General features: G+C 69.3%; 10 protein-coding genes. 6 read left to right on the plus strand and 4 right to left on the minus strand.

Annotation, left to right across the window (positions count from 1 at the left end; all coding sequences use genetic code 11):
• Positions 1–166 precede the first annotated feature (166 nt).
• Positions 167–1,147 carry a class 1b ribonucleoside-diphosphate reductase subunit beta gene (nrdF, locus tag J1M36_RS00740; protein ID WP_085105975.1) on the minus strand — a complete coding sequence of 327 codons (981 nt, stop codon included), beginning with the start codon at positions 1,145–1,147 and terminating at the stop codon, positions 167–169.
• A gap of 373 nt (positions 1,148–1,520) precedes the next feature.
• On the opposite strand from nrdF, the gene J1M36_RS00745 reads away from it, so the two are divergent.
• The gene (locus J1M36_RS00745; RefSeq protein WP_206478313.1) at positions 1,521–1,703 is read left to right on the plus strand and encodes an antitoxin; all 183 of its coding nucleotides are present in this window, start codon (positions 1,521–1,523) and stop codon (positions 1,701–1,703) included.
• 157 nt (positions 1,704–1,860) lie between these two features.
• Here J1M36_RS00745 and zapE read toward each other — a convergent pair whose 3' ends face one another.
• Complete coding sequence (gene zapE, locus J1M36_RS00750) at positions 1,861–2,907, minus strand: cell division protein ZapE (RefSeq protein ID WP_206478319.1); 1,047 nt, start codon at positions 2,905–2,907, stop codon at positions 1,861–1,863.
• A 275-nt stretch (positions 2,908–3,182) separates the two neighbouring features.
• Between zapE and J1M36_RS00755 the strand changes: the two genes are divergently transcribed.
• Positions 3,183–4,091 carry a sulfurtransferase gene (locus tag J1M36_RS00755; protein WP_206478320.1) on the plus strand — a complete coding sequence of 303 codons (909 nt, stop codon included), beginning with the start codon at positions 3,183–3,185 and terminating at the stop codon, positions 4,089–4,091.
• Positions 4,088–4,537, plus strand: a complete 450-nt coding sequence (locus tag J1M36_RS00760) for a SufE family protein (protein ID WP_064846783.1) — start codon at positions 4,088–4,090, stop codon at positions 4,535–4,537. The genes J1M36_RS00755 and J1M36_RS00760 overlap by 4 nt, the downstream gene beginning before the upstream one ends.
• Here the strand turns inward: J1M36_RS00760 and J1M36_RS00765 are convergent.
• Positions 4,503–5,753, minus strand: coding sequence for a S9 family peptidase (locus J1M36_RS00765; protein ID WP_064846782.1), 1,251 nt, complete (start codon positions 5,751–5,753; stop codon positions 4,503–4,505). The two genes, J1M36_RS00760 and J1M36_RS00765, sit on opposite strands and share 35 nt — an antisense overlap.
• Positions 5,754–5,912: 159 nt before the next feature.
• On the opposite strand from J1M36_RS00765, the gene msrB reads away from it, so the two are divergent.
• From msrB to J1M36_RS00780, 3 genes are all read left to right on the plus strand, one after another.
• Positions 5,913–6,401 carry a peptide-methionine (R)-S-oxide reductase MsrB gene (gene msrB, locus J1M36_RS00770; protein WP_064846781.1) on the plus strand — a complete coding sequence of 163 codons (489 nt, stop codon included), beginning with the start codon at positions 5,913–5,915 and terminating at the stop codon, positions 6,399–6,401.
• A gap of 137 nt (positions 6,402–6,538) precedes the next feature.
• The gene (locus J1M36_RS00775) at positions 6,539–7,120 is read left to right on the plus strand and encodes a DUF3000 domain-containing protein (protein WP_312794101.1); all 582 of its coding nucleotides are present in this window, start codon (positions 6,539–6,541) and stop codon (positions 7,118–7,120) included.
• 28 nt (positions 7,121–7,148) lie between these two features.
• Positions 7,149–8,516, plus strand: coding sequence for an HRDC domain-containing protein (locus J1M36_RS00780; protein WP_312794099.1), 1,368 nt, complete (start codon positions 7,149–7,151; stop codon positions 8,514–8,516).
• A gap of 129 nt (positions 8,517–8,645) precedes the next feature.
• Here J1M36_RS00780 and J1M36_RS00785 read toward each other — a convergent pair whose 3' ends face one another.
• Positions 8,646–9,116 (minus strand): hypothetical protein, encoded by a 471-nt coding sequence (locus tag J1M36_RS00785; protein WP_085105969.1) that lies wholly within the window; start codon positions 9,114–9,116, stop codon positions 8,646–8,648.
• Positions 9,117–9,284: the final 168 nt, after the last annotated feature.

Genomic DNA, 9,284 nt, shown 5'->3' on the forward strand with positions numbered 1-9,284 from the left:
GATGTTCACCCACCACAGTCCACGCCAGCCCCGCCCGCGTGTCGCACGCCGCCCACCACGCCCGCGGATCGCCCACCCACCACGGCATGCGACGAGGCCCGGGCCCGCATACACCGTGCGGATCCGGGCCTCGGAACGCCCTCCGGGAGGGCGGGCGCTCAGTGACTCAGAAGTCCCAGTCCTCGTCCTCCGTGTTCACGGCCTTGCCGATCACGTAGGAGGAGCCGGAACCGGAGAAGAAGTCGTGGTTCTCATCCGCGTTCGGGGACAGCGAGGAGAGGATGGCCGGGGACACGTCCGTCATTTCCCGCGGGAACAGGGCCTCGTAGCCCAGATTGTTCAGTGCCTTGTTGGCGTTGTAGTGCAGGAACTTCTTGACGTCCTCGGTCCAGCCGACCGAGTCGTACAGCGCCTCGGCGTAGGCCACCTCGTTGTCGTAGAGCTCGTCCAGCAGCTCGTACGTGTACGCCTTGAGCTCCTCCTGACGCTCCGGGGTCTCCTGCAGCAGACCGCGCTGGTACTTGTAGCCGATGTAATACCCGTGCACGGCCTCGTCGCGAATGATCAACCGGATCAGGTCCGCGGTGTTGGTCAGCTTGGCGTGCGAGGAGAAGTACATGGGCAGGTAGAACCCGGAGTAGAACAGGAAGGACTCCAGCAAGGTGGAGGCCACCTTCTTTTTCAGCGGGTCGTCACCCTTGTAGTACGTCAGCACGATGTCGGCCTTGCGCTGCAGGTGCTCGTTCTCGCGCGACCAGCGGAACGCCTCGTCGATCTGCTTCATGGACGACAGCGTGGAGAAGATGGACGAGTAGGACTTCGCATGCACGGATTCCATGAACGCGATGTTCGTGTACACGGCTTCCTCGTGCAGGGTCTTGGCGTCCGGGATCAAGGAGACCGCGCCCACGGTGCCCTGGATGGTGTCCAGCAGGGTCAGGCCCGTGAACACCTTCATGGTGAGGTCCTGCTCCTCCGCCGTGAGCGTCTTCCACGACTGGACGTCGTTGGACAGCGGGACCTTCTCGGGGAGCCAGAAATTGGACGTCAGACGGTCCCAGACTTCGGTGTCCTTCTCGTCCTGGACGCGATTCCAGTTGATGGCCTCCGCCGGGTGGCGGAGCAGTTCGACCTTCTCGGTGGTCATGGCGCGCACTGGCTCCTTCGTGGATGGGGGTTCCCGCCCCGCTGGATGACGCCGACGGCGCTCGGCGGGCGAGCGCTGCACACCGGTTCTCGCGGGGTCGGCTGGCGCGCGGGACGACTTCCCAGGGTACTCCACTTCAGGCGGGAACGGACCGGGCTCGGCACTTCGGTCGGGAACGGACCGGACGCGATGCTGCCCGCCCGATTTCGGACGGGAACGAACGGGGCCCGATTCCTTCCACCCCGGACCCATCGCGTCATGTTCCCTCAGGGTGAACCCCGTGTCGGGGTCCTTCCGTATGTGACGGAAGCCGTGCAGGATGAACGTACCGACCCGACACCGGGCTGGTTCACCTACCGGAAGGACACAGATCATGCCGGATCTCGGAGGACTCGCGGACAAGGCCAAGGACGCCGCCGGAAACCACCAGGACAAGGTCGACCAGGGCATCGACAAGGCGGGTGACGCCGTGGACGAGAAGACCGGTCACAAATTCGAGGGCCAGGTCGATCAAGGCCGGGACGCCGCGCGCGATCGGCTCAGCGGCAACGAGTGATCTGCACCGCCGCGTGAGAACGGGGTCCCTTCCGATCGGAAGGGACCCCGTTCTTACGTCGGCTTGAGGGTGCGCCCCACGGGCTCGAGGGCTCCTCCCACGGACCGGTCACCCGCGCGGTGGCGACGCCGCGGCGTCGCCACCGCTCTCGCCGGTCTCAGGCCTCGTCCGCCTCCCGGGCGAGTGCCGTGAGGCGGGAGACCGCCCGGTAGTACTTCTTCTGGTAGCCGCCGGCCATCATCTCCTCCGTGAAGACGCGGTCGAACGGCACGCCCGTGGAGAGGATGGGCAGGTCCCGGTCGTACAACCGGTCCGCGAGCACCACGAACCGCAGCGCCACCGCTTGCTGGTCGATCGTGCGCACCCCGCGCCACGCGATCGCGTCCAGGCCCTCGATCAGCGCACGGTAGCGCGAGGGGTGCACGCGGGAGAGGTGTTCCACGAGCGCGTCGAAGTCGTCGATCGCCACACGCCGACCCGCGAAGTGCTGTTCGACGGCGGCGTCGAGCGCGGCGTCGTCGGGCAGGGGCGACGGCGCGTTCGGCAGTCCGCGGTGACGGTAGTCCTCGCCGTCGATGCGCACGACCTCGAACTGGGAGGACAGCACCTGGATCTCACGCTGGAAGTCCTGCGCCGCGAACCGGCCTTCGCCCAGGGAACCGGGCAAGGTATTGGACGTGGCCGCGAGCTTGACGCCCGCGTCCGCGAGTTCGCGCATGAGCCGGGACATCAGCACGGTGTCCCCGGGGTCGTCGAGCTCGAACTCGTCGATGCACACGAGGGTGTATTCCTTCAGGGCGTCCACGGTGCGGCGGAACGTGAGCGCACCCACCAGGTTGGTGTACTCCACGAACGTGCCGAACGCCTTGGGCCCGGGCACGGCGTGCCACAGGGACGCGAGCAGGTGAGTCTTGCCCACGCCGAACCCGCCGTCCAGGTAGATCCCCTGCGCCGCGCCGGAACTCTTCTGCCCGCCGAAGAGTTTGGCGAAGAACCCGCCACCGGAGGCGCCGCCCCCGGACGCGCCCGCTGCGAAGGTCTTGAGCTTCTCGACCGCCTGTGCCTGCGAGGGCTGGGACGGATCCGGGCGGTACGTGTCGAACGACACCTCCCCGAAGCGTTCGGACGGGGTGAAACCGGCCAGCAGTTCATCGGCCGAGACGCGTGGATCGCGCTCCACGAGGTGTTCGATCTGAGTGCTCACGTGACAGGGCCTCCCGACCGGTTCCGGATCGCGCGCCGTGGCGGGCGCGCACCGGGACCGGTCCTGCGGTAAACGGACAGTACGTGGGACGCGCCGGGCGTCCCGTTCTCCCCCGATGCTACCGGTCAGCCCGTGGTGAACACGGCGACCGCGTATGACGGCGCACGCGGGCCGGCATGCGCCGGGTGCGCGCGCACCACTACGCTGGAGAACGAGACGCGCACGGCACGTGCGTGCGCAGCGCCCACGACAGCACAAGGACAAGGAGAAGTCTCATGGCTGTAGAAGCAGAGCAGAACGACGCGTTCGCGCGGTACGCGCACCCGGAACGTCTGGTGTCCACGCAGTGGGTGGCCGATCACGTCGGCACGCCCGGCGTCGTCGTCGTCGAATCGGACGAGGACGTCCTGCTGTACGAGACCGGGCACATCCCCGGGGCCGTCAAGGTGGACTGGCACACGGACCTCAACGAACCGGACACCCGCGACTACGTGAACGGGGAGCAGTTCGCCGAGGTGATGTCCCGCAAGGGGATCTCCCGCGACGACACCGTGGTGATCTACGGCGACAAGTCCAACTGGTGGGCCGCCTACGCCCTGTGGGTCTTCACGCTGTTCGGTCACCGGGACGTGCGCCTGATGAACGGCGGGCGCGACAAGTGGATCGCCGAGGGCCGCGAACTGACCACGGACGCGACCCCCGTGACCCCCACCGAGTACCCCGCGGTGGAGCGGGACGACTCCGTGATCCGCGCGTACCGCGAGGACGTGCTGGCCGCACTGGGCACCACTCCCCTGATCGACGTGCGCTCTCCCCAGGAGTACACGGGCGAGCGCACCCACATGCCCGACTACCCGCAGGAGGGCACGCTGCGCGGCGGACACATCCCCACCGCGGCGTCCGTGCCGTGGGCCCGGGCCGCCGCCGAGGACGGGACGTTCAAGTCCCGCGAGGACCTCGACGCCATCTACCGCGACGAGGTCGGGCTCGGGCAGGACGACGACGTGATCGCGTACTGCCGCATCGGCGAGCGTTCCTCGCACACGTGGTTCGTGCTGACCCACCTGCTGGGCTTCGACAACGTGCGCAACTACGACGGGTCCTGGACCGAGTGGGGCAACGCCGTGCGCTTGCCCGTGGCGCAGGGTGAGGAACGCGGCGAGGCCCCCGGGGCCGCGCGGTGAGCACCCAGGACCTGCCCGAACAGTTGCGGGAGCTGGTGACCGAGTTCCACGAGGTCCCGGAACCCGACAAGCTGCAGTTGCTGCTCGAGTTCTCCCGTTCGCTGCCCGCGCTGCCCGCGCGGCTCGGCGAGCACCCGGAGGAACTCGAGCAGGTCACCGAGTGTCAGTCGCCGTTGTTCCTGACCGTGGAACTGGACGGGTCCGGTGCGGACGCACCGGTCGCCCTGTTCTTCTCCGCGCCGGCGGAAGCGCCCACCACGCGCGGTTTCGCGTCCATCCTGCACGAGGGGCTCAACGGCCTGCCGGCGTCCCAGGTGCTGGACGTGCCCGACGACCTGCCGGAACGCTTCGGGCTGACCAAGCTGGTGTCCCCGCTGCGCATGCGCGGGATGTCCGCGATGCTCGGTCGGATCAAACGCCAGATCCGCGCCCGGCTCGGCGAGTGAGCGCCGCGGGCAACCAGTCACGGATGGCCCGCTCGTAGCGTTTGCGGTCGATGTTCCATTCCTTGGTGTGCCGGGCCCCGGAGAACCCCACGAAGTCCACGTAGGGACTGCGATTGGCGAGTTCCACGGACCCGGCCACCGGGACCACCTCGTCGTCCGTGGAGTGCAGGATCAGGGTGGGCGTAGTGATGTCCTCCCAGCGGGAGAGCCAGTCCAGGGCATGCAGGTCTAGGGGCGCGGCCAGCCCGGTGATCCGCGGGCCCATGCGGTGGGAGATCAGGTCCGCCGCCATGCGACCCACGCGCCGCGGGATGCGGTGGATCCGGGTCTGGTGAGCCAGTAGCTCGTACCAGTCCACGACCGGCCCCGTGAGCACCAGCGCTCGGATCCGGTCGCGGTACTCGGTCAGTTCGGTCGTGCGCAACACGATGGCCCCGCCCATGGACCACCCGAACAGCACGATGTCCGACGCTCCGTGGTCCAGCGCATAGCCGATCCCCGCCTGGATGTCCTCCCATTCGGTGAACCCCAGCCCGTAGCGCTGATCCGGGGTGGAGGGTGCCTCCTGGTCGTTGCGGTAGGACAGGATGAGGGAGTGCAACCCCAGTTCGTGGGCCACCCTGGCCCCGCGGATGCATTCCGGGCGCTGGGCGCCGCGGCCGTGCACCATGACCGCCCACGTGCCGGTGTGGTGTGCGGTGGCCGTGTCCCCGTCCGCGGGGATGACCCACGCGGGCGCGGGCCCCAGCGGCGTCTCCACGTGGATCTTGCCGTAAGCCAACCCGGCGTCCGACGGTCGCGCGTACACGGTCCCGGTCCACCACCCGCGCTTGCCCACCGCGAGTTCCCCGCGGTACACGCGCTCCACGAGCCGCGTGACGGTGCCCCCGGTCTGGCGCACGATGAAGCCGATCCGTGCGAGGCCGCGACCGTCGTCGAACCGTAGGGCGTACGTCCCGGCGACCCGGGTGTCCGGGTTCGCGGGCAGCGTGATCAGTTCCTGTCCCGAGTTGGGGTCCTTCTCGAGCTTGAGCACCTGGACGTTGCCGGGCCGGGTGGACGGGGTGACCACGTGGCGCGCGACGAGCGCCGCCAGACCTCCCGACAACGCGAACGTCGCCGACGCCGCTCCGATACTCGCGGCGGCGCCCACCACCGCGCCGCGGCGCCACGAGCGTGCGTTCGAATCCTGCCCGGGGGTGATCAGGGTAGTCATGTCGTCATTCTGGCACGCGCCGATCACGGGGACCTGGATGGCGGGCCGGTCACCGCAGGCACCCCGAATACACGGCGCGCGCGAGCGTCGAACGGCGGCTACGCGACGTCGTACGGGCATAACCGGCGCGAACGCGTGGTTGGACAGGGAGGAAGTCACATGACGACGAGAAGGAGGCGCCCCGTGACCACGGAGCCGAACCACGAGACGAGCGCCCGCACCGGCGGAGCCCTGAGCCCGGAGGCCGCCGCGGCGCGCACGGACGCGCAGTGGCGTGAACAACTGAACCCGCTCGAGTACCAGGTGCTGCGCCAGGCGGGGACCGAACGCCCCTTCACGGGCGAGTATGTGGACACCACCACGCAGGGCGTGTACGAGTGTCGCGCGTGCGGGGCCGAGCTGTTCCGCTCGGACACGAAGTTTTCGTCCCACTGCGGGTGGCCGTCCTTCTTCGCGCCGCTCGCGGAGGACCGGGTGCGCTACATCGAGGACACAACCATGGGCATGAAGCGCGTGGAGGTGCGCTGCGCGAACTGCGACTCGCACATGGGCCACGTGTTCGAGGGCGAGGGGTACGACACTCCCACGGATCTGCGCTACTGCATGAACTCGGTGTCCCTGCGTCTGGTTCCCGCGACACAGGACTGAAGCGTCGATCCGACCCACCCCAGAGCGACGCACGGCGATACGCACGAGCGACACGATGTCAAACGCGCGGTGAAGGATAACGGTGTGGTTACTGTGACCTTGTGGGAGCGGTAACCGAGCTGAACAGCACTCCGGACGTGTTTCGCGCAGTCGTGCAAGCCCTGGAGACTGCCCGCTTCCGCCCGGAGATCGCACTGCGCCGTATCGTCCCCCCGCACGGACTTGCTCCGCACGCGATCTCCTTCGCCGCGGAAGTCGTCCGGGGTCCCCATCGGCGCAACACCGCACCCGACCGGCCCCGCACCGCGGACGACGCACCGGCGGCCGGGCGTTTCGTGGTGTTGTACGACGAGTCCTGCCCGCAGCCCTGGGAAGGTCCCTTCCGGATCGTGAGCTGGTTCCGGTCCCGCACGGACACCGCCATGGGCCGGGACGACCTGCTAACCGACGTCGGCTGGTCCTGGCTCACGGACACGCTCACCCAGCACGGTGCGCAGTTCACCGCCGAGGGCGGTACAGCCTCCCGCACGGTGGAGCGCCACTTCGGCAGCCTGACCGAACATGCAGACTCCGCCCAGGTGGAGGTGCGGGCGTCCTGGACCCCGGTGCCCCACATCGGCCCGCCGCACTGGGCCCTGACCCACCTGGGTGCGTGGGCCCAGGTGTTGTGCACCGCCGCCGGTCTGCCACCCCACCACGAGGGCGTCACCTACCTGTAACCGGCCCCGTCATCCGTCCCGTCCGGCGGTGCGGATCACCCGCACCGCCGCCGATCCACCCTCCGAGGAACATCCCATCAACAGCAACGCCAAGGACCCCAGGCCCTCTCGAGCTCCGGAGCCACCCGAGATCGTGGTCCCCGGATTCGAGCATCTGCACATTCCCGCGACCGTGCATCTCAACGGCCCCGCAGAGGGGCTCCCCCGCGTGGTGGACACCGCCCGCGGCCTCACGCGCGCCGCGGAGCAACTGGCCGCGGCCACGGGTCCCGTGGCGATCGACACCGAACGCGCCTCGGGGTTCCGCTACGGGCAGCGCGCGTTCCTCGTACAGTTGCGCCGCGAGGGCGCGGGCACGATCCTGATCGATCCCGAGGCCGTGGGGTCCCTGGCGGTCGTGAACGAGGCCCTGCGCGACGTCGAGTGGGTGCTGCATGCGGCCACGCAGGACATGCCCTGCCTCGCCGAACTGGACATGCACCCGGACCGGCTCTTCGACACCGAACTGGGCGGTCGGTTGCTCGGGCTGCGCAAGGTGGGCCTCGCCTCCATGACGGAGGAGCTGCTGGGATTCACGCTGTCCAAGGAGCACTCGGCGGTGGACTGGTCCCAGCGCCCGCTGCCCGTGGACTGGCTCAACTACGCCGCACTGGACGTCGAAGTGCTCGTGCAGCTGCGCTGGGCCACGGAGGATCGCCTGGTCCAGGCGGGCAAGCTCGACTGGGCGCTCGAAGAATTCGACCACATCCGCACCCTGCCCCCGCCCGCACCGCGCCAGGATCCGTGGCGGCGCACCCACGGCGTGGGCAACGTCCGTGGCCGGCGCAAGCTGACCGCGGTGCGCAATCTGTGGCAGGCGCGGGAGTCGCTCGCGCGGCACAAGGACCTCGCGCCCACACGGTTGCTCCCGGACTCGGCGATCGTGGCGGCCGCCAACGCGATGCCCCGCACCGTGCCGCAGCTCATGGCCACCCCGGGCTTCCACGGTCGCCTGGCCTCGCGCGAGGCCACCCGGTGGCTCACCGCGGTCCAGGACGCCCGCAACACCGAGGAGCCCGTCCCCGCCACGATCCCCTCCAACGCCCTCCCGCCGGTCAAGGGCTGGGATGCCAAGCGCCCGGAGGCAGCGGCGCGGCTCAAGGTCCTCAAACCCGCCGTGGCGGAACTCGCCGAGCACCTGGAGTTACCCACCGAGAACCTCCTGACGCCCGAACTGTTGCGCCGGTTCTGCTGGCAGCCCCCGCGTTCCACCGCCGACGACGCCGTGGCCGCCCGGTTGCGCGAGCTCGGCGCCCGCTCGTGGCAGGTCGAGCACGTGACGCCCGTGATCGGGGCCGCGTGGCGTGAACTGCGCTCGCGGCGTCGGGCGGAGAAGACCACTGAGGGGCACGAGTAGATCGAGGGCGCGGAACCGGCCGTGCACCGGACCGCTCCGGCCACGACACGACAGTGGCCGTGCACCCACGAAGGTGCACGGCCGTTGTCACGCGGCGGCGCGGTCACATGACCCGTGCCGCCCGTCGCATCAGTTCTTCATGTCCTTGGCGTCCGGACCCGGGTGCGCGGGCTTCATGTCCACCTCGTCCTCGGTCACGGCGGGCTCGGGCAGCTCGGCGTCCGAGTGCTTCGCGGGCGTACCGGAATCCTGACCGCCCTGAGAGGCCTTCTGCTTCACGGCCTCGGCACCGCCCTGCGCCTTGTCCTTGACGGACGCGGCACCCTGGGCGGCCTTGTCCTTGACGGCGGCCGCGCCCTCGGAGGCCTTGGCGCCCACGGTGCCGGCGGCCTTCTGCGCGCCCTCGGCGAGCTTCTCGCCCACCACGGGGACCTCGGACTTGACCCAGTCCGTACCCTCGGAGACCTTGGCCTGGACCTTGGGGTCGTTCCAGGTGTTCAGCGCGCTCTCGCGCAGGGACTCGTAGCTCTTGCGACCGGACGCGGAGCCGACCACGAAGCCGATTCCGAAACCGGCGACGAATGCAAGACGTTTGATCATGGTGCCTTCCTTCCTGTACCGCGGACCGGGATCCACCCGTCCGCTCCTGGTCCCATCGTACTGAGGAAACACCCCGCCCCCGCGCCCCACGCCGCGCCGTGACCGGTCCTAGGATTGAAGCCACCGCGTCGAAAGGATCGCACCGCCATGACCGTCCCACCCCTGCCC

This window comes from Kocuria sp. KRD140 (assembly GCF_017168375.1).
In the GTDB taxonomy this organism is placed as follows: domain Bacteria; phylum Actinomycetota; class Actinomycetes; order Actinomycetales; family Micrococcaceae; genus Kocuria; species Kocuria marina.